Source organism: Microcystis sp. BLCC-F210 (assembly GCF_042134685.1).
Lineage (GTDB): Bacteria > Cyanobacteriota > Cyanobacteriia > Cyanobacteriales > Microcystaceae > Microcystis > Microcystis aeruginosa_D.
In genome coordinates, this window is sequence record NZ_CP169647.1 from 977069 (window position 1) to 1001590 (window position 24522).

At 42.2% G+C, this 24522-nt stretch carries 21 protein-coding genes and 2 pseudogenes; 11 read left to right on the forward strand and 12 right to left on the reverse strand.

Going from position 1 to position 24522, the window contains the following annotated elements; translation table 11 throughout:
• Nucleotides 1-154: 154 nt before the first annotated feature.
• The gene (gene glyQ, locus ACE3JL_RS04825; protein WP_271990495.1) at nucleotides 155-1030 is read left to right on the forward strand and encodes a glycine--tRNA ligase subunit alpha; all 876 of its coding nucleotides are present in this window, start codon (nucleotides 155-157) and stop codon (nucleotides 1028-1030) included.
• A gap of 316 nt (nucleotides 1031-1346) precedes the next feature.
• On the opposite strand, the gene rpsJ is transcribed toward glyQ, so the two are convergent.
• The 5 genes from rpsJ to rpsL form a co-directional block, all read right to left on the reverse strand.
• A complete protein-coding gene (rpsJ, locus tag ACE3JL_RS04830) occupies nucleotides 1347-1664 on the reverse strand; it encodes a 30S ribosomal protein S10 (RefSeq protein ID WP_002800099.1) in 318 nt (105 codons plus the stop codon).
• A 92-nt stretch (nucleotides 1665-1756) separates the two neighbouring features.
• Nucleotides 1757-2986, reverse strand: coding sequence for an elongation factor Tu (gene tuf / locus ACE3JL_RS04835; protein WP_271990498.1), 1230 nt, complete (start codon nucleotides 2984-2986; stop codon nucleotides 1757-1759).
• A 152-nt stretch (nucleotides 2987-3138) separates the two neighbouring features.
• Nucleotides 3139-5214 carry an elongation factor G gene (fusA, locus tag ACE3JL_RS04840; RefSeq protein WP_271931581.1) on the reverse strand — a complete coding sequence of 692 codons (2076 nt, stop codon included), beginning with the start codon at nucleotides 5212-5214 and terminating at the stop codon, nucleotides 3139-3141.
• A 143-nt stretch (nucleotides 5215-5357) separates the two neighbouring features.
• Nucleotides 5358-5828 (reverse strand): 30S ribosomal protein S7, encoded by a 471-nt coding sequence (gene rpsG / locus ACE3JL_RS04845; RefSeq protein ID WP_002739653.1) that lies wholly within the window; start codon nucleotides 5826-5828, stop codon nucleotides 5358-5360.
• A gap of 156 nt (nucleotides 5829-5984) precedes the next feature.
• A complete protein-coding gene (rpsL, locus tag ACE3JL_RS04850) occupies nucleotides 5985-6368 on the reverse strand; it encodes a 30S ribosomal protein S12 (RefSeq protein WP_002740176.1) in 384 nt (127 codons plus the stop codon).
• A gap of 419 nt (nucleotides 6369-6787) precedes the next feature.
• Here rpsL and ACE3JL_RS04855 point away from each other — a divergent pair, with 419 nt between their 5' ends.
• The 3 genes from ACE3JL_RS04855 to ACE3JL_RS04865 all read left to right on the forward strand — a co-directional run bounded on the left by ACE3JL_RS04855 (nucleotide 6788) and on the right by ACE3JL_RS04865 (nucleotide 9558).
• Nucleotides 6788-7123 (forward strand): type II toxin-antitoxin system RelE/ParE family toxin, encoded by a 336-nt coding sequence (locus ACE3JL_RS04855; RefSeq protein WP_002743582.1) that lies wholly within the window; start codon nucleotides 6788-6790, stop codon nucleotides 7121-7123.
• Entirely contained in the window at nucleotides 7116-8273 is a 1158-nt protein-coding gene (locus ACE3JL_RS04860; protein ID WP_271990502.1) for a HigA family addiction module antitoxin, read from the forward strand. Before ACE3JL_RS04855 ends, ACE3JL_RS04860 begins: the two co-directional genes overlap by 8 nt.
• 88 nt (nucleotides 8274-8361) lie before the next feature.
• Nucleotides 8362-9558, forward strand: coding sequence for a DNA double-strand break repair nuclease NurA (locus tag ACE3JL_RS04865; protein ID WP_271990505.1), 1197 nt, complete (start codon nucleotides 8362-8364; stop codon nucleotides 9556-9558).
• A gap of 129 nt (nucleotides 9559-9687) precedes the next feature.
• On the opposite strand, the gene ACE3JL_RS04870 is transcribed toward ACE3JL_RS04865, so the two are convergent.
• A complete protein-coding gene (locus ACE3JL_RS04870; protein ID WP_002743578.1) occupies nucleotides 9688-10293 on the reverse strand; it encodes an NYN domain-containing protein in 606 nt (201 codons plus the stop codon).
• 100 nt (nucleotides 10294-10393) lie between these two features.
• On the reverse strand, nucleotides 10394-12007 hold the full coding sequence (metG, locus tag ACE3JL_RS04875) for a methionine--tRNA ligase (RefSeq protein WP_271990507.1): 1614 nt from the start codon (nucleotides 12005-12007) through the stop codon (nucleotides 10394-10396).
• A gap of 154 nt (nucleotides 12008-12161) precedes the next feature.
• Here metG and ACE3JL_RS04880 point away from each other — a divergent pair, with 154 nt between their 5' ends.
• Complete coding sequence (locus ACE3JL_RS04880; protein ID WP_271990509.1) at nucleotides 12162-12878, forward strand: 1-acyl-sn-glycerol-3-phosphate acyltransferase; 717 nt, start codon at nucleotides 12162-12164, stop codon at nucleotides 12876-12878.
• Between the two features lie 333 nt (nucleotides 12879-13211).
• Here ACE3JL_RS04880 and ACE3JL_RS04885 read toward each other — a convergent pair.
• Both ACE3JL_RS04885 and ACE3JL_RS04890 read right to left on the reverse strand, forming a co-directional pair.
• Nucleotides 13212-13580, reverse strand: a pseudogene (locus ACE3JL_RS04885) (IS4 family transposase); the annotation flags it as partial.
• A 338-nt stretch (nucleotides 13581-13918) separates the two neighbouring features.
• A complete protein-coding gene (locus tag ACE3JL_RS04890) occupies nucleotides 13919-15577 on the reverse strand; it encodes an IS1634 family transposase (RefSeq protein ID WP_375328960.1) in 1659 nt (552 codons plus the stop codon).
• A gap of 322 nt (nucleotides 15578-15899) precedes the next feature.
• Here ACE3JL_RS04890 and gatB point away from each other — a divergent pair, with 322 nt between their 5' ends.
• A complete protein-coding gene (gene gatB, locus ACE3JL_RS04895; RefSeq protein WP_271987746.1) occupies nucleotides 15900-17372 on the forward strand; it encodes an Asp-tRNA(Asn)/Glu-tRNA(Gln) amidotransferase subunit GatB in 1473 nt (490 codons plus the stop codon).
• A 135-nt stretch (nucleotides 17373-17507) separates the two neighbouring features.
• Nucleotides 17508-18173 (forward strand): ParA family protein, encoded by a 666-nt coding sequence (locus ACE3JL_RS04900; RefSeq protein ID WP_008205760.1) that lies wholly within the window; start codon nucleotides 17508-17510, stop codon nucleotides 18171-18173.
• 17 nt (nucleotides 18174-18190) lie between these two features.
• Here ACE3JL_RS04900 and ACE3JL_RS04905 read toward each other — a convergent pair whose 3' ends face one another.
• A complete protein-coding gene (locus ACE3JL_RS04905; RefSeq protein WP_271987749.1) occupies nucleotides 18191-18643 on the reverse strand; it encodes a hypothetical protein in 453 nt (150 codons plus the stop codon).
• 48 nt (nucleotides 18644-18691) lie between these two features.
• Complete coding sequence (locus tag ACE3JL_RS04910; protein WP_271987752.1) at nucleotides 18692-19489, reverse strand: pentapeptide repeat-containing protein; 798 nt, start codon at nucleotides 19487-19489, stop codon at nucleotides 18692-18694.
• Between the two features lie 369 nt (nucleotides 19490-19858).
• Here ACE3JL_RS04910 and ACE3JL_RS04915 point away from each other — a divergent pair.
• The 4 genes and pseudogenes from ACE3JL_RS04915 to ACE3JL_RS04930 all read left to right on the forward strand — a co-directional run bounded on the left by ACE3JL_RS04915 (nucleotide 19859) and on the right by ACE3JL_RS04930 (nucleotide 23451).
• Nucleotides 19859-20038, forward strand: a pseudogene (locus ACE3JL_RS04915) (hypothetical protein).
• An 80-nt stretch (nucleotides 20039-20118) separates the two neighbouring features.
• Nucleotides 20119-21156: an AI-2E family transporter gene (locus ACE3JL_RS04920; protein ID WP_375328961.1), complete on the forward strand. Its 1038-nt coding sequence runs from the start codon at nucleotides 20119-20121 to the stop codon at nucleotides 21154-21156.
• Nucleotides 21157-21174: 18 nt separating this feature from the next.
• A complete protein-coding gene (locus tag ACE3JL_RS04925; RefSeq protein WP_271987755.1) occupies nucleotides 21175-22032 on the forward strand; it encodes an amino acid ABC transporter substrate-binding protein in 858 nt (285 codons plus the stop codon).
• A gap of 12 nt (nucleotides 22033-22044) precedes the next feature.
• Nucleotides 22045-23451, forward strand: a complete 1407-nt coding sequence (locus ACE3JL_RS04930; protein WP_375328962.1) for a DUF2079 domain-containing protein — start codon at nucleotides 22045-22047, stop codon at nucleotides 23449-23451.
• On the opposite strand, the gene miaA is transcribed toward ACE3JL_RS04930, so the two are convergent.
• Complete coding sequence (gene miaA / locus ACE3JL_RS04935; RefSeq protein WP_375328963.1) at nucleotides 23393-24340, reverse strand: tRNA (adenosine(37)-N6)-dimethylallyltransferase MiaA; 948 nt, start codon at nucleotides 24338-24340, stop codon at nucleotides 23393-23395. The two genes, ACE3JL_RS04930 and miaA, sit on opposite strands and share 59 nt — an antisense overlap.
• Nucleotides 24341-24522 lie beyond the last annotated feature (182 nt).

Sequence of the window (24522 nt, forward strand, 5' to 3'; positions counted from 1 at the left end):
GACAGTTATCAGTTATCAGTGATCAGTAAACTGATAACTGAAAAGCTCCCCACTTCCCCACTTCCCCACTTCATAATTTATAATTTATAATTTATAATTCATAATTTATAATTTATAATTCCCCAACCCCTAATCTGCTTTTTTACTTTTTCCCATGTCTTTAACTTTCCAGGCTGTTATCGCTAAATTAAATGAATTTTGGGCTGATCGCGGTTGTTTAGTTGCTCAACCCTATGATACCGAAAAAGGTGCAGGAACCATGAGTCCCCACACTTTTTTAAGAGCAATTGGTCCGGAACCTTGGGCCGTTGCCTATGTGGAACCCTGTCGTCGTCCTACGGATGGCCGTTATGGCGAAAATCCCAATCGTTTTCAGCATTACTATCAATATCAAGTCCTAATTAAACCCTCTCCTGATAATATTCAGGAAATCTATTTAGACTCCCTGCGGGTGTTAGGAATTAACCCAGAAGATCACGATATTCGCTTCGTGGAAGATAACTGGGAATCTCCCACCCTTGGTGCTTGGGGTGTGGGTTGGGAAGTGTGGTTAGATGGTATGGAAATCACCCAATTTACCTACTTTCAACAGTGTGGGGGTATCGATTGTCGTCCCGTGGCGATCGAAATTACCTATGGTTTAGAAAGATTAGCCATGTATCTGCAAAATGTAGAGGCAATTAATAAAATTCAATGGAATGAAAATATACTCTACGGCGATATTTTTCTGCAAAATGAGATCGAACAATGTACCTATAATTTTGAGGCTTCTAATCCTGAGTTATTATTTAGTTTATTCAGTTTATATGAACAGGAAGCTAAACAATTAATCGATCGCTCTCTGGTGATTCCCAGTCTAGATTATGTTCTCAAATGTTCCCATACTTTTAATTTACTCGATGCTAGAGGTGTAATTGCTGTAGCGGAAAGAACCCGTTATATCGGCAGAATTCGCAATTTAGCTCGACAGGTTGCTCAATTGTATTTACAGCAACGAGAAGCTTTAGGTTTTCCCCTACAAACGGTTTAGCAATCTGGTGCATCACCAAAGATGCACCCCTAGCAAATGTACTGCCCTTCTTTTAATAACTTCCTGGCTCTTCTAGGTTGTGTGTGATAAGTTTAACTTACATTATCATTGATCGATCTTTGTGCCCTTTGTGTCTCTGTGGTTCGTTCCACTCCCTCTCTAGGAGGAATGTATCTTAGAGTACATTTTACCCACCAAATCCAAGAGAGCCACTTCCCTTTTACCAAAAATCCCATTTATACTAAATCTTGTTTAAAAACTATAGGATAGTGGGTAAGAAAAAAAGATGTTAGCGATAACATCTTTTTGGCATTTTTTACAATTTAACTTCAATATCAACCCCTGCGGGTAAGTCTAATTTCATCAAAGCATCGATTGTCTTAGAAGAGGGTTGATAAATATCAATAATGCGGCGATGGGTGCGGGTTTCAAAATGTTCACGGGAGTCCTTGTCAACGTGAGGGGAACGCAGGACACAATAAATCTTTCTTTTTGTCGGTAGGGGAATTGGTCCGATCGCTGTGGCGTTAGTTCTATTGGCAGTATCGACAATCTTCTCACAGGAAGTATCAAGTAAGCGCCGGTCAAAAGCTTTCAAACGAATGCGAATTTTCTGTTGTTGTAACGTAGCCATAATTTCACCTATTGCAATTGTCAAGGTACAAGATCAAGACAGTAACGGAGCAGTTTTTTGTCATTAACTGCCCCGTTAATTAGTAGATTAGCCTACTTAATAATTTTCGAGATAACGCCAGAACCGATGGTGCGACCACCTTCGCGAATAGCGAAGCGCATACCCTCTTCAATCGCGATCGGGTTGATCAGTTCCACAGTCATTTTGATCCGGTCTCCCGGCATGACCATTTCTACGCTGCTGCCATCATCGGCGGTGTAGTCTTGGATAGTGCCAGTTACGTCGGTTGTCCGCACATAGAACTGAGGACGATAGTTTTTAAAGAAAGGAGTGTGACGACCACCCTCTTCTTTACTTAACACATACACCTCACCTTCAAACTGGGTGTGGGGTTTGATTGTACCCGGTTTAGCGATCACCATGCCGCGCTCGATGTCGGTTTTTTGGATACCACGCAGGAGGATACCAGCGTTGTCACCAGCCATCCCTTGGTCGAGACTTTTCTTGAACATTTCGATCCCGGTGACGGTGGTCGGGCGAGTTTCTTTGATCCCGACTAATTCCACGTTATCGCCCACTTTCACAATACCGCGTTCGATCCGACCGGTAGCTACCGTCCCCCGACCGGTAATCGAGAATACGTCTTCTACCGCCATCAGGAAGGGTTTATCTACCGCCCGTTCGGGGGTGGGGATATAGCTATCTACCGCGTCCATTAATTCATAAATCGCATCTACCCACTCGTTTTCGCCTTTTTGGGCCTTGGGATTTTTGGTCATGTAGTCGAGGGCTTCTTTAGCAGAACCGGCAATAATGGGGATATCCTCGCCGGGGAAGTCGTAATTGGTGAGAAGTTCCCGCACTTCCAGTTCCACGAGTTCCAGTAATTCCTCATCATCCACCATATCTTTTTTGTTGAGGAAGACCACGAGGTTAGGTACACCCACCTGACGAGCCAGCAGGATATGTTCCCGGGTTTGGGGCATCGGGCCATCAGCGGCCGAGACCACGAGAATACCACCATCCATCTGTGCCGCACCGGTGATCATGTTTTTTACATAGTCGGCGTGGCCAGGGCAGTCCACGTGTGCATAGTGGCGATCGGCAGTTTCGTACTCAACGTGAGCGGTGTTGATGGTGATCCCGCGAGCCTTTTCTTCGGGAGCTGCATCGATTTCATCGTATTTTTTAGCTTGGGCATTACCCAGAGCCGCTAGGGTCATAGTAATAGCGGCGGTGAGGGTAGTTTTGCCGTGGTCAACGTGACCGATCGTACCGATGTTAACGTGGGGTTTCGTCCGTTCAAATTTAGCGCGTGCCATTTACTTTCTGTTCCTTTGTTTTTTTTCTTCTTCAGGTGGGTGAACAGTAATCAGTCGCCAGAGATCAGTTTTAAGTTAGCAGTTATTAGGGTTGACCGATCGAATTTAAATGATCGGTTTATTCCCACTGCTCACTGCTCACTGGTCACTAATTAACCGTTTCCTTTACTTTTGGTGATAATCGCCTCAGCCACGTTGCGGGGGACTTCTTCGTAGTGGCTAAATTCCATGGTGAAGATGCCCCGTCCTTGGGTTTTGGAGCGAATATCAGTGGCGTAACCAAACATTTCCGCTAGGGGAACTTTAGCGGAGACTTTGGCGATGCCGGTCTCGGTTTCTTGACCTTCGATTTGTCCCCGACGGGAGTTAAGATCACCGATGACGTTACCGATGAAGTCTTCGGGTACTTCCACTTCGACCTTCATCATCGGTTCTAGGAGAACGGGACCAGCTTTCATCACCGCTTCTTTGATCGCCATGGAACCGGCAATCTTAAAGGCCATCTCGGAGGAATCCACATCGTGGAAAGAACCATCTACCAAGGTTGCTTTCAGGTCGATGACTGGATAACCCGCTACGATCCCCGATTCGCAAGCTTCTTTCATCCCCTGTTCTGACGGGTTGATGTATTCTTTGGGGATAGCACCACCGACAATTTTAGAGACGAAGACAAAGCCTGACCCCGGTTCACCCGGTTCCAGTTCAATGACGACGTGGCCGTACTGTCCTTTACCGCCACTTTGACGGATAAATTTACCCTCGGCCCGCACGGGTTTGCGGACGGTTTCCCGATAGGCAACTTGGGGAGCGCCCACCGTCGCTTCAACTTTGTATTCCCGCAGCATTCGATCGACGAGGATCTCTAGGTGCAGTTCTCCCATCCCGGCGATTACCGTTTGATTGGTTTCGGGATCAACTTTGACCCGGAAGGTGGGATCTTCATCGGAGAGAGCTTGCAGAGCTTTGCTGAGTTTCTCGATGTCCTGTTTGGTTTTCGGTTCCACGGCCACGGAGATAACCGGTTCGGGGATAAAGAGGGATTCTAGGATAACCGGGTTTTTCTCATCACAGAGGGTATCCCCGGTAATGGTGTTTTTCAGTCCGATCGCCGCCCCTAGATCACCGGCCCGCAGTTCATCCACTTCGATCCGTTCGTTGGATTTGAGGACGATCAGGCGAGCGATCCGTTCTTTGGTTCCTTTGGTGGAATTGTAGGCGTAGCTGCCTTTGGCTAGTACACCGGAATAGACCCGCAGGAAGGTTAAACGACCGAAGGGATCGGCCATGATTTTGAAGGCCAGGGCCGAGAAGGGCGCATCGTCCTTAGCTTCCCGGATTGCCTCGCTGCCATCGGGAAGAATCCCTTTAACGGCGGCTACTTCCGAGGGTGAGGGTAGGTAATCGACGACGGCATCGAGGAGCAGTTGTACCCCTTTGTTTTTGAAAGCCGATCCGCAGAGGACGGGAACAATTGTACCAGCAATCGTCCCTTCTCTGAGACCGCGTTTGATTTCGGCTTCGGTGAGTTCTTCACCTTCTAGATATTTTTCTAGGAGTTCTTCATCCGCTTCTGCTACAGCCTCCACCAGCTGTACGCGGAATTCTTCGGCCTTTTTCAATAAGTCTTCGGGAATGTCGGTTTCTTCTATGTCCTTCCCTAGATCATCCTTATATATGTAGGCGCGCATTTTGACGAGATCAACGATCCCGCTCAGTTCGCTTTCTGCGCCGATCGGCATTTGGATGGGAACGGCGTTAGCTCTAAGGCGATCTCTTAATTGTTCGTAAACTTTAAAGAAGTTCGCTCCCGTTCTGTCCATTTTGTTGATAAAGGCAATCCGGGGTACTTTGTACCGATCGGCTTGTCTCCAGACGGTTTCTGATTGGGGTTGTACACCGCCAACAGAGCAGAAAACCGCCACTACTCCATCGAGTACCCGCATGGAACGTTCCACTTCAATGGTGAAATCGACGTGGCCGGGGGTGTCAATGATGTTGATGCGATGATCTTGCCAACTGGTACTGATGGCGGCGGCGGTGATGGTGATTCCTCGCTCCCGTTCCTGTTCCATCCAGTCGGTAATTGCTGTTCCGTCGTGGACTTCACCCAGTTTATGGGCGACTCCCGTGTAGAACAGGATTCTTTCTGTTGTCGTTGTTTTGCCCGCGTCTATGTGAGCGGCGATTCCGATGTTTCGCACTCTCTCTAGCGGGATAGTCCGTGCCACAGCAACCTCCTTGCTTTGCTTGCCAGTGATGGGGTTTTGTTCTAGGATTTTTTACACTATTTACAATTCTATACTTTTCTTGACAGTTTTTTGGCGGCAGCAGTGTAGTCCACCGCCCTTAAAGTATCTTTAAAGTATCTTTCTTAGTAACGATAGTGGGCAAAGGCTTTGTTCGCCTCTGCCATCCGGTGGGTTTCTTCCCGTTTTTTGATTGTGCCGCCAGTTTCGTTGGCCGCATCCATGATCTCGTTGGCTAGTTTACCTGCCATGGTTTTGCCGCCTCTGGTTCTGGCATAATGGACTAACCAGCGTAGCGCTAATGTACTGCCACGGTTGGTGCGTACTTCCATCGGGACTTGATAGGTGGCTCCACCGACCCGGCGGGCTTTCACTTCCACTAGGGGAGTGGCGTTTTTAACGGCTTTTTCAAATACTTCTAGGGGTTCTTGACCGGTACGTTCGCCGACGGTTTTCAGGGCATCGTAAACGATGTTAGCGGCTAGGGATTTTTTGCCGGATCGCATGATCCGGCGGATGGTCATGCTGACTAAACAGCTATTGTAAACGGGATCGGGGGGAATAGGACGTTTTTTGACGTTTTTACGGCGAGACATCGGAATATTCCTGAATTTTCTAGGTTAACTTTAACTTTTGCTTGACAGTCGGATGATTACAGCCCATCTCAAACCCTCTCCTGCGAGTTTTCAGTCTCTTGGGTTAACTTTGACCGACTCGGTGGGAGTATTTTTTTTGGTTAATCAATTCCCTGTTTATTTAGCGGCGGGTTTGGGGCGTTTGGTTCCGTACTTAGACCGCGCCTTTTGACGGTTTTTCACCCCAGTGGCATCGAGGGTGCCGCGAATGATGTGATATCTGACTCCGGGTAGGTCTTTGACCCGACCGCCCCGAATCAGGACGACCGAGTGTTCTTGCAGGTTATGACCGATACCCGGGATGTAGGCTGTCACCTCAAATCCAGAGGTCAAACGTACCCTAGCCACTTTCCGTAGGGCTGAGTTGGGTTTTTTGGGTGTGGTGGTATATACTCTTGTACAAACTCCCCGACGTTGAGGGCATTGTTTGAGGGCGGGAGATTTGGTTTTTCTTTTCGCTTTGGATCTTTCGTCGCGTATTAATTGCTGAATGGTGGGCATGATAGGGCTGTATCTAAGGTTACTCTGAACTCCTTTTACCGAAGGTCAAATCGTTGACAAAAGGCCATTATAGCAAATTGTCGCTGTTGTTGTCAAGTCGCTTATCGTGCTTTTCTGAGGTTTAGAGGTTTAGAGATTGTCTTTTTCTTGGGCAGCGGCGGCACTTAATTTGAGCGTTATTAGGCTATAAAACCATATTTTCGTTGTTTTGGCTTGATAGTGCAGTTTTAGCAATAATTATCACCTGATTTATCGGCTAATATCTGAAAAACTGTCTCTAGCTAACCTTATTTTCAGAACTGGTGTCTAGACTATTAGCTCTTAACGCTATATTTAGAGCTTTTGTACTGGATGCACCAGAGGCTACCATAAAATATTGTTAACCTCAAAGGTTAACAATATTACAAGGGTCATCTACAATGGATATTGTCTTTAAGGAAAAAAAATTTGAGAACGAATGCAATAGCCAAAGACTACTGAAAAAACAGTATGGAGAGAAGATGGCTAAGAAAATCAGGCAAAGACTCGACGACTTAAAAGCAGTTATTGTCCTGGAGGAAATGCGAGCGCTGCCGGGACGTTGCCACGAATTATTATATAACCGGGCCGGACAACTATCCCTAGATTTAGTTCATCCCCTCAGACTAATTTTTGAGCCAGCTAATATACCGATTCCTCGAAAAGCAGACGGGGGAATTGATTGGAAGAAAGTAACCGCAGTCGTAATTATTGGCATAGATGACACCCATGACTAATACTATTGAGAACAGATATGCACCGGATTTTATTTCTCCACCGGGAGAAACCCTTGCCGAAATCCTAGAAGAAAGAAATATGTCTCAATCGGAACTTGCCCAACGTATGGGCAGACCGAAAAAGACTATCAATGAGATCATAAAAGGTAAAGCGGAGATTACTATCGATACCGCTTTACAGATAGAGTTAGTGTTAGGAACTCCCGCCAGTTTCTGGATAGAGCGCGAAAGACTTTATCGGGAATATTTAGCAAGAAAAAACGAGAATCAAAGATTAAAAGGTTATTTAGGCTGGTTAAAACAAATTCCTTATCGGCAGATGACTGAATTAGGCTGGCTCAAGTTTTATGAGGATAAAATAGAGCAATTACGAGAGAGCTTGAATTTTTTTGCCGTTGTCTCCCCTGAGCAATGGGAGGAGATTTGGGGGATAAATTTATCGATTGATTTTAGAAAGTCTCAAGCATTTGATAGCGATAAAGGGGCAATAACGGCATGGTTACGTCAAGGAGAAATAGAAGCATCGAAAATTAATTGTGCTGATTACAACGAGTTAAAATTCAGAGATGCCTTGCGACAAATTCGTTCGTTAACTGTTAAGTCTATCGAGGTATTTCAACCGCAAATGATCGAGCTTTGTGCGGCAGCGGGAGTTGCCTTGGTTTTTGTTCCTGAACTTCCGAAAACAAGGGTATGCGGTGCTACCCGTTGGTTAGGTTCTCAGAAAGCTTTAATTCAATTGAGCGATCGATACAAAACAAATGATCATTTTTGGTTTTCTTTTTTTCATGAAGCTGGTCATATTTTATTACATGGGAAACGAATTTTATTTTTAGAGGGGCAAGATATTCAAGATACAATTAAAGAAAAAGAGGCGGATATTTTTGCGGCTAATTTCTTAATTGATTCCAGAGATTGGCAGAGATTTGTCGCCAATAATTCTCTTAGTAAAAAAGCTATTAATCAATTTGCCGAACAACTAGGAATACACCCTGGTATTATTGTTGGTAGAATGCAACATGAGCAAATTATTTCTTATCAAAACTGTAATGATCTCAAGGACAAATATTGTCTAAATACGCAGGATTCCTTTTTGGTATTGACGAGCGACTCCCCAAAAGGAAAACTTCCTATCTCACCCTTGAGATAACTGCTGTAAGCGGAGATTACTACGGATAAATTTGGCAATAATTGACAAAATTGCAATAAAATCAAAAAAAGTCAGGGAGAGGATAGCTATGCTCGATCTTGCGAAATTAGCGGCAAAAATGCCAGGAATCAGTCAACATTTTCAACAGGAAGTGACAGCTAGTCGTGAGCGAGTGCAAAGGGCTAAAATTCTTTTAGAACAGGCTCAACGGCAACAGGAAAAACTGCTAGAACTCTATCATAACTGGCACGATCGCCTAATTTTCTCTGTCGCGCTACCGATCGAACCTCTCGACACCCGCATTACTATCCTTCCCGCTCCCGAAAGTCATAGCGTTTTTGCCACGGATGGTTCCCAAATTGCCCCTTCTCACCACGAAATCGCCTACTGTTATCTAATTAATATCGGTAGGATCATGTTGCACTATGGTCAAAATTTACACCCGCTCCTCGATAGCATTCCCGAAGTCTATTACAAATCAGAAGATCTCTACATTTCTAAACAGTGGGGTATTCGCGTGGATGAGTGGATGAGTTATCGTCGGACGGTATTAGAAAGCCAAATGTTAGCGGAAATGGCTACTCGTTGGGTAAAACCCCCCGGCGCCCATTATGAACCAAATTTAGCCCTTGTGGATGGTTCTTTGATCTATTGGTTTATCGATAGTCTCCCCCCGGAAGCAAAAGATTTAATTTTGCCACCGATTTTTCAGTCTTGGGACGATTTGCGCTCGGCTAAAATCCCGCTTATGGGTTATATTAGTGCTTCTCGTAGCACGGAAAGCTTAAATTTCCTGCGTTTACAATCTTGTCCCCATGATACTCCCAATTGCCTGATCAATTGCGGTGATTTAGACCCAGAAAAAACTCCTTGTCGCGTTGTCGATCCTCTCCGGGATGCTTCTCTCTGGGGTTATTTATTGGAACCGGGGCAAAGAAGTCCTTTTTGGCGCAGTTCTTTGAAGATACTCGATCTTTATGGGGATGAGCATCGCATTTACTTCTGTTATCTCCATGTGGGGACGGAAATCGCTAGAGTAGAGGTTCCTGCTTGGGTGGTGGAGGAGGGAGAATTACTCGATCGCTCTTTGAGTATTTTACTGGCCCAGGTGTTAAAAGGTTATGGTTATCCGATCGCCTTAGCGGAAGCGCACAATTTAGCGGTGATTAAAGGTGGCGATCGCTTGCGTTTTTTTGCCCTTTTGGAACAACAGATGATTAAAGTCGGTTTACAGGATGTGGGAACATCTTATAAGGAAGCGAGAAAGCGCAGTAGTATTGCTTAATTGAGGAGGCAGCAGATGGGGAGTGGTCACTGATAACTGATAACTGATAACTGGTCACTGATAACTGGTCACTGATAACTGAAAAAGGTGGGAATTACCCACCTTAAACTTAATTTTTGCTGAATTTGTCTAGCGACTGCTACGATCTTGGTCTAAGACGCTGACGGGGAAATTATTATAACTAACGTGATGTTTGCTAGTTTTTTGAATTTCTTCTTTGATTTGATCTAGATCAACATAGCGATCGGCTACATTAATTAAACTATCACTGGTCATCGATCGCAAACTAACCACCTCCACTCGCGCACCACGGTAACTGACGGAATCGGCAGCATAGGCCAAATCCCCATCACCACTGACAATGACTGCGGTATCATAGGAACCCACTAGGGCCATTAAATCCACGGCAATTTCCACGTCGAGATTGGCTTTTTTGGAACCATCGGGTAATTGTACTAGATCTTTAGCGATGACTCGATAACCGTTGCGACGCATCCAGAGGAGAAATCCCTGCTGTTTTTCGTTAGTGCGATCAACTCCAGTATAAAAGAAGGCACGCAGGAGACGAGAACCGGCAGTTAAACGACAAAGTAATTTGGTGTAGTCAATTTCGATACCTAATTGCAGAGCCGCATAGAATAAATTAGAACCATCGATGAAAATCGCCACACGACCGCGATTTTCTAGCACTTGTTCGGGGGTGAAGACTGGGGCTGTGTCATAATCATCAAACATTTTATTTTTCCTCGTTTGTTAAAAGTTTAGTGTTGGGTGTTTGCCAGTTGTGTCCGAAAGGACAACAGACCTTAGAAAATAGAGTTATTAAAAAATTCCATTAGGAATCGTTTAACGGTAGTTCTAGTTTAGAAAAGATCGGTTCAGGTGTTCCTAGTTGTGGATTTGTGGGTAATCCCCATTGACAGTGTTGGGAAAAAGAGACACTATCAGGGGAGTTTTCCCCATCTTCCGAACTGAAAGCATTAAAATCAATAACAAAACCTAGTTGTTGATAAATTTTACTGCTCAAGGTCGGTATCATCGGTGAGAGTAGGTATGCACAGAGTCTTACGGATTCCAAAACTGCGTAGAGAACTTGTTCTAGCGCTGCTTGTTGTTTCTGTTTAAATAAACTCCAGGGCGCACTCTCATCGATAAACTTGTTACTAGCGCGAATTAACGCCAATATTTCTTCACAGGCTTGGTTAAATTGTAGCGCATCATACTTCTGTTCAACAATAACCCCTAGATTGATCCCCATATTCTTAAGATGATTATCGTTGGGGATATCTACGCCAGTCAACTGGGGAGGGATATTTTGGCAGTATTTTTTAACCATACCTAGGGTGCGATTGAGGAGGTTGCCTAAATCGTTGGCTAAATCTGCGTTAAGAATATTAACAAATCTGGTTTCCTGAAAATCGCCATCCTGTCCTAATTCAATCTCTTTAACGAAATAGTAACGGACGGCATCGGCTCCATAGCGCTCAACCAAATCGAAGGGATCGAGGGTATTACCGAGACTTTTGCCCATTTTCCGCCCGTCTTTGGTCAAAAAGCCGTGGCCGAATACTCTTTTGGGCAAGGGTAAACCAGCCGACATTAGCATAGCTGGCCAATAAATGGCATGGAATCTTAATATATCTTTACCGATCAGATGCAGATCGATCGGCCACCATTTGGCCAAGGCATTTTCTAGGGTGGGTTCGTCTTCGGGGTCGAGAAGGGCGGTAACATAGCCAAGAAGGGCATCAAACCAAACGTAGATGGTGTGCTGACCATCGTGGGGAATAGGAAACCCCCAAGCGACATTAACCCTAGAAATAGAGAAATCCTGTAGTCCTTGGTTGACGAAGTTAAGAACCTCATTACGTCGGCTTTCTGGTTGAATAAAATTGGGTTGTTCTTGGTAAAGTTGTTCTAGTTGTGCTTGGTATTTAGAGAGACGGAAAAAATAGTTTTCCTCGTCGCGCCATTCGGCGGCCAGGTTAGTGTGAATGGGACAACAGCCATTATCTAACAGTTCTCTTTTTTCCTTAAATTCTTCACAGGCAACGCAATACCAACCCTGTTGGCGATCGAGATAGATATCGCCCTTTTCCCAGACTTTTTCAAAAAATTCGTTAACAATTGCCTGATGACGCGGGGCAGTGGTACGACTAAAGCGATCATACTGGATCTGTAGCTTTGCCCAGAGATTGGCAAAACTGGTGGCAATGCGATCGCAGTGTTCCTGGGGATTGAGTCCTTTGGCTGCCGCAGTCCGTTCGATTTTCTGTCCGTGTTCGTCGGTTCCTGTAATTAGGAGGACAGAATTGCCCTGTAACCGCTTCCATCGTGCCATAACATCCGCTACGATCGTCGTGTAAGCACTACCGATGTGAGGGATATCGTTGACATAATAAAGGGGTGTTGTCAAAGCAAATGTTTTTCGCTCATTCAAATCATTCATGAAATTTATTTTTTTAAATAGACGAGGCCGCCGTAAGGCTGATCCGTAGATGATTGGGAGATAATCCCGATATTTTATGATCCTCTAATTCTGTTTTATCCTTTAGTTGTGATCTAAGTCAATAAAAACAATCTTAAGGCCGATTTTTTTCTCCATGACGCTGCTTACCCCCCTATCTACCTCTCGTTTAATTCTTGATACCACACGCACGAGTCTGTTTACCGTCGGTCAAGAAAATCTACCCGGCCAAGGAGTGGCGATCGTGGTAAGTAACCATCGCAGCTTTTTGGACGCGCCGATTTTAATTCAAGCTTTGGGCAAAACTCTCCCGATCGCCTGTCATCACTACATGGGAAAAACGCCGCTTTTGCGGGAATTAATCGGAGAATTGGGCTGTTTTCCCTTTGATGCCCCTGAAAAACGCCACAGGACTTTTTTTCGGCAAGCAACGGATTTTTTACAGTCTGGACGATGGATCGGTTTATTTCCGGAAGGTGGATCGCCGATGTTAAATTTGACTTATCCTCGTCAAATTAGCCGTTTTCAAAGCGGATTTGCCCATTTAGCCCTGCGTTGTCCCGTGGAGAATCTATCGGTCTTACCTGTGGCTATTCTCTCCGAGTCGGAAACTGCTATTAGTCCTTTTCCCGTGCGTTTGCTGCGCTTATTAGATACCACAGAACCTTTATTCGATCAAGATGGCTGGCATCCTGTTGTATTTTATCATCGTGTCAAGGTGGCGATCGGTCGTCCCTACGAAATTACTGAGAGCGATCGCTCAGATTATCAAGGTAAACAAGGAAAAAAAGCGATTAATCGTTTAATTGGTCATTGTCAGTCGGAAATTAGCGATTTATTGCTGAAAAGCTAAGTCAGGAGACTAACTCATAAGTAGGTAGGCGTTAAAAATCATCAGATCCCCCCGCCTATCGGCACCCCCCTTATCAAGCCATCCATTAGTCACATCTTTCGGGAGCATCTCACCTTTGCAATAAGCATAAATACTTAGTAGAAAAATAGGCTTTTCGAGGGTAATTCTTGTTTTAATTCTCCATGTACGCGGTCTTTAAAAGCCTCTATTTCGTTCCAAGACACGATTAAGAGTGGCTTTTAGGCAAAGTATAATTACTCATCGCGTAAGTGAGATGCTCCCCATCTTTCTTAACATGAAATTTGACAAAAAGAGAAAAGTGTGCAAGATGGCTCAAGGGGGTTCTATGGGGGGACCAATTTGATGAGATAGTTTCCAAGTCTGGCTGATATCATGTAACCTTCGCAGTCCCAACCAAATAGTTTTAACACCTGGTTCACCGTTAACCCGTTCGGCAAAAGCTCACGGCCGAAGCCTGAGAGAAGCCGAAGGGTCGCCTTTTCTACCTAAAAACCCCCCAAGAGAAGCAATCATTCTGACCGCTTCCCTAAAGGAGGGCGGCTTTTCAGGCGGCGGCTCCTTTTTATGAATAGTGGCACACAAAGATTGCCATTCATGTTCTTCCAAAAAACTTTCACAACTCTCCTCTCCGTGTAAGCGTGCTTGATAGGTTAACCAGAGTAATCTCCAGGCTACAATTGAATCCCACATTCCGCACCCTAAGCTGTCACAGAGAGAAATTACGGAGAGAAAAAATCAAAGTGAGCATAAAAATAAACATAAGGAGCGAAAAAAGGCATTTGAGAAACAGTAAAGCACCAAAAATGGCATCAAAACCTATTCTCAATAAGGAGCAATAAGAATTAACACCACCTAGAGGACTCAACAGATAAATAAATGAAGAGATTCAAGAGACAAATCATAAGTTAGACTAATCAATTAAGGTAAAAAACGAAATTATAGACATAGTAAAATGGAGCTATAAATCAAAGAGATTAGCTCATCTTCACTTATAGAAATTAAATTGATAGAGATAATAATTAGGTGACTAATTGATAGTAACGTAAACAATCATCTGGTAAAAGACGCAAGATAAAATCTCTGTCCTTATTCCAATTAGAAATATGTTCCTCCTGATTGAGTGTAATCAAATGAATACAATGAAAGCATTGAAAAATCCAGCGTAAAGTAGGGGAATTAGTTGCTTTACCTAATTGATTTTTAATTGTTGATTTAGACTCTTTCAGAGCATTTCTAATTTGACGTTGAGCCAATGTATAAACCAAGAGACATAAACCCATAATCATTCCCATAGACTCTATTCTCTCAGGACTTTTAAGGAAAATACTATCGGCAAAAAATAATGGGTCTTTGAGAAAACCAAACCCCCGTTCACATGATTGTTGAGCTTTATATTCCCTGAGCATAGAATCATCACTAAGTTCCTGTGAATCTAAAACATTCGTAGCAATAATAAAACGTCCTGCACTCAGCAATTCTGTATTAATTTTACTTTCATCCTGGCAGACTGTAGCTAATATTTGGTAGGATATTTCATTGAGAGAATCTTTTTTATTAGATTTGGCTGGAGTCACCTTACTTTCGTTAATTTGGTGATATTTGAACTGGGTTGATAATTTTGATAATGCCTTGATAGCATCGGCTTCACAAGCAAATCTCTCTTGTGATAACTTTTTCAAATCAAGAACCGCTTTTGATTCGGCTTTGGTAATTTTTTGGGTGAGTTTACGCAGGTCTGATTCTCTTCTTTCTTGACTTTGTACTACTAACCATCTTTGTTCTATTCCTGCATAATTTTCCGTTTTTGATACTAATTTATATCCTGGTATTGTACTATCAATAAATTCTGATTCTGGGATTGTTGATATTAATGATTTTGCTGTTTTTATGCTTAATGGTACTCGACATAACCACTGTAAATCCGACATCATTTTCAGGTTTGATTCTGTATATAATGCTGAGTCAGCAACAATGAGACTATTAACTTCTAATTGTTTTTGATATTCTACTGCTATTTGACCAAAGCATGATGAATCTCCTTGGTTTCCTGATGCTAGTTTTAAAAATATTGGGATGTCTCCATCTCCTGAACATATCCTTTCTATGATGAACTGTTTTAAGTCCGGCCGATGGTCACGAGAATAACCATAAGTGATGGTTATTTCTTTTGGTGATTTTACTGCTATTTCTTCTAATTCTTGGTTATTTCCTATTTTTTGACTCTCAAATATTACTTCTGGTAAGCTAGCGTTATACTGCCCATGTACGTGCATTGATGATGAGTCTAGATGTGATGTTGATAGTGATACTCCAAATTTTTTGGCGGCTTTTACTGCGATGATAAAAAAGATTGTATCTAATCCTTTTATAAATAGTTTATCCATGACTCTCCCCAACTTATCGTCGTTGAGATATTCTGGTTTTACTCCTGTTCCTATTAGATGTTCACAGGCGATTGTTTCAAAATATTCGGGAAACATATATAAGGGTTTGGAAACAAATCCTAACCCGTTGATTATCATGGCTTTTACTACTTGACCTGCATTTACTTTTTCGTCTTTTTCGACTCCTATCAATTCGTTTATTATTTCTACTATTCCGATTGAGTCTATTATTCCTGCCACTATCCCTAGATGGTCTATGTTCTGAATTTCTATTTCTTGGGGTTTTAATTTCACAACAGATTCCTCCACTACTTCTATTGTAATCAATTATTTCTTGTTTTCTGAACAATTATTTTTTTCTCTTGAATTTTCTCTTTCTCGCTCCATACCCCTTTTAATGCTATATATTCTCATTAACCCTTTTAACCTTTGAATTAATTTTAGTTACTATGTACTACTTTAATGGCTTTTTTGATCTGTGACAGTTGAGGGTGCGGAATGTGGGCTAGAGTGATTAGTAACTACAGTATTAAGTTTTATGAAGGGAGGGAATGATCCAGAATCGCGACTATAATGATTAAACAGATCATTCCTGTGTCGGCGAGAGCGAGAAAATATGTCTGCCACTGAATACGAAGCAATTATCGGTTTAGAAACCCACTGTCAACTGAACACCAGCAGCAAGATATTTTGTTCCTGTCCCACCAACTTCGATAGTCCCCCCAATACTAACGTCTGTCCTGTCTGTTTGGGTTATCCGGGGGTGTTACCCGTCCTTAACCAAGAAGTCCTGGCCAGTGCCGTTAAACTGGGATTAGCTATCGATGGTAAAATTACATCTCATAGCAAATTTGATCGCAAACAGTATTTTTATCCCGACCTGCCGAAAAATTATCAAATTTCCCAGTATGATCTCCCTATTGTCGAACAGGGTCAACTAGAAATCGAGATCGTCGATAAAAAAACTAAGGAAGTTAGCCGCAAAATTATCGGCATTACCCGTCTGCACATGGAAGAAGACGCAGGAAAACTGGTTCATGCTGGCAGCGAACGTCTCTCCGGTTCTACCCATTCCCTCGTAGATTTTAATCGTACAGGTGTACCATTATTGGAAATTGTCTCGGAACCGGATTTACGCACCGGCACCGAAGCGGCGGAATATGCCCAAGAATTACGGCGTTTAGTGCGTTATCTCGGCATCAGTGACGGTAATATGCAGGAAGGTTCCCTGCGCTGCGATGTCAATATTTCCGTTCGCAAAAAAGGCGCTAAAAAGTTCGGGACTAAGGTAGAAATCAAAAATATGAACTCCTTTAGTGCTATCCAAAAAGCCATAGAATACGAGATTGATCGACAAATTGAAGCGATCAAAAATGGCGAACTAATCGTACAGGAAACCCGTCTTTGGGAAGAAGCTACTCAACGGACGATTAGTATGCGGAAAAAAGAAGGTTCTAGCGATTATCGCTATTTTCCCGAACCGGACTTACCCCCCCTAGAAGTTTCCCCCGAACAGTTAAAAGCTTGGGCGGAAGAATTACCAGAATTACCCGCTCGTAAACGTCGTCGTTATGAAGAAGAATTTGGTCTTTCTCCCTACGATGCCAGGGTTTTAACCGATGATCGCACCGTGGCCGAATATTTTGAAACTGCGGTAATTGCGGGGGCAAATGCGAAATTAGTCGCTAACTGGATCAGTCAAGATATCGCCGCTTACTTGAATAATAATAAGCTGACGATCACAGAAATTGCCCTGCAAGCGTCAGACTTGGCGGAATTAGTTAAACTGATCGAAACGGGAACAATTAGCGGCAAAATTGCTAAGGAAATTTTACCAGAACTTCTCACCGAAGGCGGTTCACCAAAAACACTGGTGGAAAAGAAAGGATTAATACAAATTTCTGACAGTTCTGCGATCGAAAAACTGATCGAGGAAATTATCGCCTCCCATCCAAGCGAGTTAGAAAAATTCCGGGCTGGTAAAACCAATCTTAAGGGATTTTTTGTCGGTCAAGTCATGAAAAAAAGTGGCGGTAAAGCCGATCCTAAATTAACTAGCCAAATCTTAGATCAAAAACTTTCTGGTTAGTTATATTCAGTGATCAGTAATCAGTGGAAATTATGAATTATGAATTATGAATTATGAATTGGGGAGGAGGGAGAAGAAATAAAAACACTCTCCTGTCTCCTATCTCCTGACAGCTAAAATAACCGATAACTGAAAATGCCAAATTCCCCAACAAACTCGCAATTAAAGCCTAATAGCCCAAAAATTCTCGCTGTTGTCAATGGTAAAGGTGGTGTGGGTAAAACCACCACTGCGGTCAATTTAGCGGCAATTTGGGGGCAGAATCAGCGTGTTTTGCTGGTGGATGCGGATCCGCAGGGTTCCTCCACTTGGTGGGTAGAAAGAAATCAAGCGGGTATGGTATTTGATTTAGCCAAGCAAATTAATACAGAGAAATTAGGAGAATTGCGTCAAATTATCGAGTACGATCTGATCGTGATTGACACACCACCGGCTTTGCGTTCCGAATTACTTACGGCAGTAATAGCAGAATCAGATTATTTAATTTTACCGACTCCTCCCGCACCGATGGATTTAATGGCTTTAATTGACACGGTACGCACGGCAGTTAAACCCCTAGGAATTGCCTATCGGGTTTTGTTAACAAAAGTGGATTCTCGTAGTCTTAAGGAAACTTTGGAAGCACAAAATACTTTATTAGAATTAGGTATTCCCGCCTGTCATGCTTTTGTCAGAAATTATAAGGCCCACGAAAAAGCCGTTTTAGACGGGGTAGCTATTACCAATTGGCGGGGTAAAAATGCCCAAGAAGCCAGCGCCGATTATCGTCGTGTAGCCGAAGAATTAGAAAGGGATTGGTAGATTTATGGACAGGTTTTCTAAGGACAATATTTTTGCAGTAAAGAAATCACTAAATCTAGACCATCGGGCTGAACTTGAATAGTATAGGCTTCGGCTTCAATTTGTCTGCTAAAACCCTGATAATTCATAAAAAATCTTCTGGTCATTGCCGGTGGTTCTATGGCTAAATTAAGAGCTTTAACTGTTTGGCCCCCATGACAAAGTTGAGCGGCATGGACAGCTTCATGAATTAATGTTGGTCGGGCAATACCTAAGTCAAAAACTAGGGGATGAATCCAAATAATTCTAGTTTTACTATCAAATAAACCGTAGGCTCCTCGCACTGGTGGTGGGGCAAGTTTGACGATGAAATTGTGTTTTTCTAAAGCTTTTTGCAGCCGTAAAAAATCAGGATTCGCCGCCGCTAAATTTTCTCCCGCAGCTAATTGTATCCCTAGAAAAACAGCAGCAATTGTGTAATAAATGCCCATCGGGTGATAGTTCCTATTAAAGAAAAATCAAAATTAGCAGGAGGTTATTCATTGATGAATCGAACCATCGGGGAGAATTGTTCCCGTTAAAATTGCTCCAGTTAATTTCACCATAATACGCTTACCAAAGCCAATTTTTGCCCCGCGTAAATCTGCCGCCGACAGATCTGCCCCACTTAAATCCGCTCCGATGAGATTGGCTTCCTGTAAATTTGCGCCTTTAAGGTTAGCTTCGAGGAGATTGGCGCGAAAAAGATTAGCTTTGTACAGATTAGCCTTTTCTAGGTTAACTTTGTGCAGGAAGCTATCGCTTAAGTCGGCATGGCTTAAATCTGCCCCGATGAGACTGCGACTAGAGAAATCTTTTTCCTTCAGGTTGGCTCCCTGTAAATCGGCTCCGTTTAAATCCCGATAGTGAGGGCGCCAGGCGGCATGATTGTGGACCTGATGGTTATTCTGGGAGTGGCTGTGTTGACTATGGGTTTGTTGACTATGGGTTTGTTGACTATGGGTTTTATGACTGTGGGTTTGGGAATTTTGGCTGGGTTGGCTAGAGTGAGGCTGATAGGGGGACGCAGTTTTATAGGCGTGGGCGGGCTGTTTTTCAGTTTTAGGGGGGGAATTGGAGCGTTTAGGAGAATTTTGATGAATTTGCCGCAATTGTTCCCTAGCGTGGTTAATTTCTTGCAGTTTAGCGGTGGCTTTTTCCAAAAGACGCTGATTATCTTTGGGAATGCGATCGGGATGCCAAATAAACACCAAATCTTTGTAGGCTTGATTGATCTCATCGAGAGATGCCCCATGATCTAACCCTAAAACTTTATAGTATCGCTCCAATTCTTTCATCATCGAAGTCCTAATACAAGGATAAAAGCATTAACGGCCACAATTTCTCTGAGTCTTGTCGGATTTTCTAGGAGAGGATTTCTTTTAGGATAATTTGACTCTGGGAGAGTTGCCATAAAATTTGAAAAAATGTCTGGTAATTAAGAAAATCTCGTTTTTCTATCCTGTTTTGTGGCGTAACTGTATAGCACATAACAGCAAAATTAGCAAACTTTTGATACAAAACTTAATTTTTGCTGTGGGGAATGATGAATTATCAAGTGGGGAGATTTGGTCAGTTATCAGTGAACAGTAAACAGTAATCAGTGAAAAGACAGCACTGTTGTTGTCGTCCATATGCTGCTCACTTAACACTCCAGGTTCTTCGGTTTGTGTTATGCAATGGACGAGGTTATAAGGGATGAAATCCTTATAGAGAAAGACATTTAGCGATTTTTGTCAATTGTTTTTGCTCTAGAACGAACTAATCAATTAAGTCTCTTGCCAGATAAGGATTTAGTCGATTTATGCCACCCGATGGAACCATCCCAAGTAACCACTGATAACTGATAACTGATCACTGATAACTGAAAAAGCTGCCTCCTGACTGCTGTATGATAAAACTTGTCCCGATAGGATAAATCAAGGTCGTGAAATTTGGTCAGTGGGTGGGGTTTATCTGTTTAATAATGGCTCTCTATGTATTGTGGCAGATTCGACAGCTATTATTATTGATTTTTATGGCGATCGTGTTTACCGTAGCCTTAAATAGATGTGTAAAAGGATTGCAGAGATTGGGGATTAAAAGAGGTTTGGCTATTTTAATTACCCTGCTGACGAGTCTAGCAATTGTGATTTTATTTTTTATAATTATTGTTCCCCCCTTTATCGAACAGTTTCACAAATTAATTGAGCTTTTACCGAAAGCTTGGGATTTAGTCCGCAATAACTCGATTCAATGGCGACAACAGTTTCAATTTGATTGGTTGCCATCGCTGCCAAATTTAACTGATTTAGTCCAGCAGTTACAACCTTTAGGAACTTTTGTTTTTAGTAACTTTTTTACCTTCTTTTCTAACTCAGTTGCGGCAATTTTACAATTATTATTCGTGCTGGTGTTAGCAATGATGATGTTAGCCAACCCCCAACCCTATCGACAAGCTTTCCTAAAATTATTTCCTAACTTCTATCGTCGTCGTGCCGAGGAAATTCTTACCCTATCGGAAGCGGGTTTGGGTAATTGGTTGTTGGGAATTGCCATTAGTTCAACTATGGTGGGATTATTCAGTGGTTTCGGTCTTTTCGTTCTACAAATTAATCTAGTTCTCGTTCATGCTATCCTAGCAGGATTGCTCAATTTTATCCCTAATATCGGACCGACTGCTAGTGTGATTTTTCCCATCCTCATTGCTGTTATCGATGCACCTTGGAAAATTGTCGCTATTCTGATTCTCTATTTTATTATCCAAAATGTCGAAAGTTATTTGCTGACACCCACTGTCATGGCTAAACAGGTATCTTTATTACCGGCAATTACCCTAATCGCTCAAATTTTCTTTGCTCAAATGTTTGGCATCTTGGGTTTATTATTGGCTTTACCTTTGACAGTGGTAGTAAAAACATGGTTAGATGAATTATTATTCAAAGACATTTTAGATCAATGGGATCACGTCCATAACAAATCTTAAATCATCTCAGCAAAAGTCATGAAATTAATCATTCTTACTCTCGTTATTTTATCTAATATTTTTGCTGCTCTCCCAGCTAAGTCCGAAACGGTTTTGGAAAAAATTAAACGCACGGGATTATTAGAAGTAGCGATGAGAGAAGATGCCATTCCGTTTGGCTATCGAGATAGTAATAATAATTTACAGGGATTGTGCTTAGATTTTATCCAATTGCTTAGAGAGGAACTTAAACACAAATTAAACCTCCAGATCATCAGTGTCAAAATTTATAAATCGACTTTATTTAATCGCTTCCAGTTATTGGAAAATAAAACCGTTGATTTTGAGTGTGGTCCGAATAGTATCAGAAAAAATATACCTGATGGTGTCAGTTTTTCTCGTCCTTTTTTTGTCACGGGAACTCAGTTTTTAGTTCGGAGTGATAATCAGAAGAATTTTAACTTTTCTTCGTCCCTAGAAGGTATAAGTATTGGAGTTTTGCGAGATACCACCACTCAAGAATTATTAAGACAAAAATATCCTCTTGCTACCTATCAAGAATTTCAAGGAGTGACGGGAAGACTGCGAGGTATCCAAAGTTTAAGAAGGAATAGAATAGATGCTTTTGCTAGTGATGGGATTCTGCTAATTGGAGAAGCTGTCATTCTCGGTTTATCCCTAGGAAAAGATTATCAACTTATCCCCCGCAATCCTTTAAATTGTGATTATTATGGTTTTATTCTTCCCGCTAATGATACCCAATGGCAAGAGTTTATTAATGGGGTTATCGTCACCAGTGAGAACAGAAATATTTTTAAAGCATGGTTTGCTGAAGTTGCTGCCTATTTTAGAGATACCTGGCAGTATTGTCGTAATAATACCGAAAAATCCCAGTAAAACTTAACGATTATGCACAAAAAAAATGATTTATTTTGGTTGATTGGTTGCGCGACAATAATTCTGTTTATTTGCAGTGCTATCAGACATATTTTATTTCAATCTAATGCTCTCGATCTTGGTTGGTTCGATCAAGGAGTTTACCTAATTTCTCAAGGTAAACCACCGATTATATCTTTTGTTGGCTACCATATCTTAGGCGATCATATCGCTTTTATTCTCTATCCTATAGCCTTACTTTATAAAATTTATCCTAGCGTTTATTGGCTGCTTTTCTTACAAGCTTTTTCCCTTTCCCTTGCCATTTTTCCCCTCTGGCAATTGGCTATACAAGCGGGATTAAAAGAAAAACAAGCTTATACATTAGCCTTAGTTTATCTGCTCTATCCCCTGATTTTTAATGTTAATCTCTTTGATTTTCATCCAGAGGTTATAGCAGTGCCAGCCATTTTTTGGACAATTTTGGCGGCAAGATTAAATAATCTCTGGGGATTTTGTCTAGGAATCATTATTATTCTCGGTTGTAAAGCAATTCTCTCTTTAACATTGTTGGGAATGGGTATCTGGTTACTTCTCTGGGAAAAGAAAAAAATCCCCGGAATAATTGCCATGATTACTGGCATTCTTTGGTTTATTATCACCACGAAATTATTAATTCCTCTTCTGACAGGAAAATCGGCAGTTATTGAAATGGCTGATTCTCGATATAGTTATCTAGGAGATAGTTTACCGGCAATTATCTTTAATCTTTTCCTCAAACCCGATCTTGTCTTGGGAAAAATCTTTACTGGCAATAATCTAGAATACCTCATCCTATTAATTATTCCCTTAGTTTGGGGTTTATCCTGGCGCTATTCTGCCCCAATAATTGCCGCTATTCCCGCACTCGCTTTAAATTTATTAGCAGATCATGCCCCACAAAAAAACTTAACCACTCAATATTCCCTGCCAATTTTGCCCTTTTTATTTCTAGCGGTTATCGCCACTTTAGCCCATAATAGTAACTGGTTGAAGCAGCCTAAATGGATAATTACTTGGGCAATTATTGCCTTTTTTGCCTTAGCTAAATACGGCTATTTTTGGTCACTATATTTAAATTCCCTCGATACTTGGTCCGCTACCCAAAAAGCTCTCACTCAAATTACCACCAGTGAGAGTGTCTTGACTACTTCTAGAATTGCCCCCCATCTTACCCATCGGGAAATGATCAAATTAGCGATCAAAGGTTCCCAATCCCTAGATTTAAATCAATTTAATTATATCCTACTCGATCGCCGTCATCCCGGTTGGTCTAGTTCACCAGAACTAATTAATGATCACTTAAATAAACTGAATCAAAATGAGAACTTCCGGTTAATCCTTAATCAGGATGATGTGTTTTTATATCGGGCCTTGACAACCCCTCAAGAAACAAAATAATTTTTCGTTCCACCGATTTCAATAAATTTTCTTTATCGATGGGAAACCAGACAATATCAGCATCGGCACGAAACCAAGTGCGCTGACGTTTAGCAAATTGACGGGTATGGAGGATAATTAGATCGATCGCCTGTTCTAAAGAAACTTCCCCGAGGAGATATTGCTTAATCTCTGCATAACCCAAAGTCTGCAAAAGTGGCAAATCCCAACCGTATTTATCCCCCAAATTCTGCACCTCTGCTACTAATCCTTTTGCAATCATTTGATCAGTACGAACAGTGATCCGCTTGTCTAAACTTTCTGGGGAACAATCTAAACCAATTTGTAAAATTGGATAAGTGGGGGGATTTTCTCCCTGCTGACTAGAGATAGGTTTTCCTGTCAGATAAAAAACCTCTAAAGCGCGTAAAGTCCTTACCTGATCATGGGGATGAATTTTTTTAGCGGCATCTTCATCTACCTGGGTCAGAATTTGATAAAGATAGGATTGTCCTAAAGCTTGTAATTGCCGTCTTAAATCCGGTTGAGGAGAAACCCTCGGTATTTTTAAACCTTTGACAATGGACTTGATATAAAGTCCTGTACCACCGACCAAAAACAGAGGAGAATAGTGGAGATTGCTGATTAAATCCTCAGCCTGTTCTTGGTACTGTGCTAGGGTAAAATTATCTTGAGGATCACAAATATCAATTAGATAATGGGGAATCCGCTGACATTCTTCTAAGCTAGGTTTAGCGGTACCAATATTAAATTCTCGATAGATTTGTCGGGAATCGGCACTGAGAATTACTGAATTAAACTTTTCAGCCAATTGTAGGGCCAAACTGGATTTTCCTGTGGCAGTTGCCCCACAAATAACAATTAAAATAGGTAAAGAGGAAGGCTGCATCTCATTTTCGTAAATCTACCAAGTTGGGATTTTTAAGGGGAAACTCTCGGTTAAAATCGGGCTTTACTTGCGATTTTATCACTCAATCCAAGCTTTTGGGGGGTTCTACCCCCCAAACCCCGGAGCGCATTAGCTTTTCGGTGGGATGCTTACACGCAGTTGTTCATACATTTGTACCAATT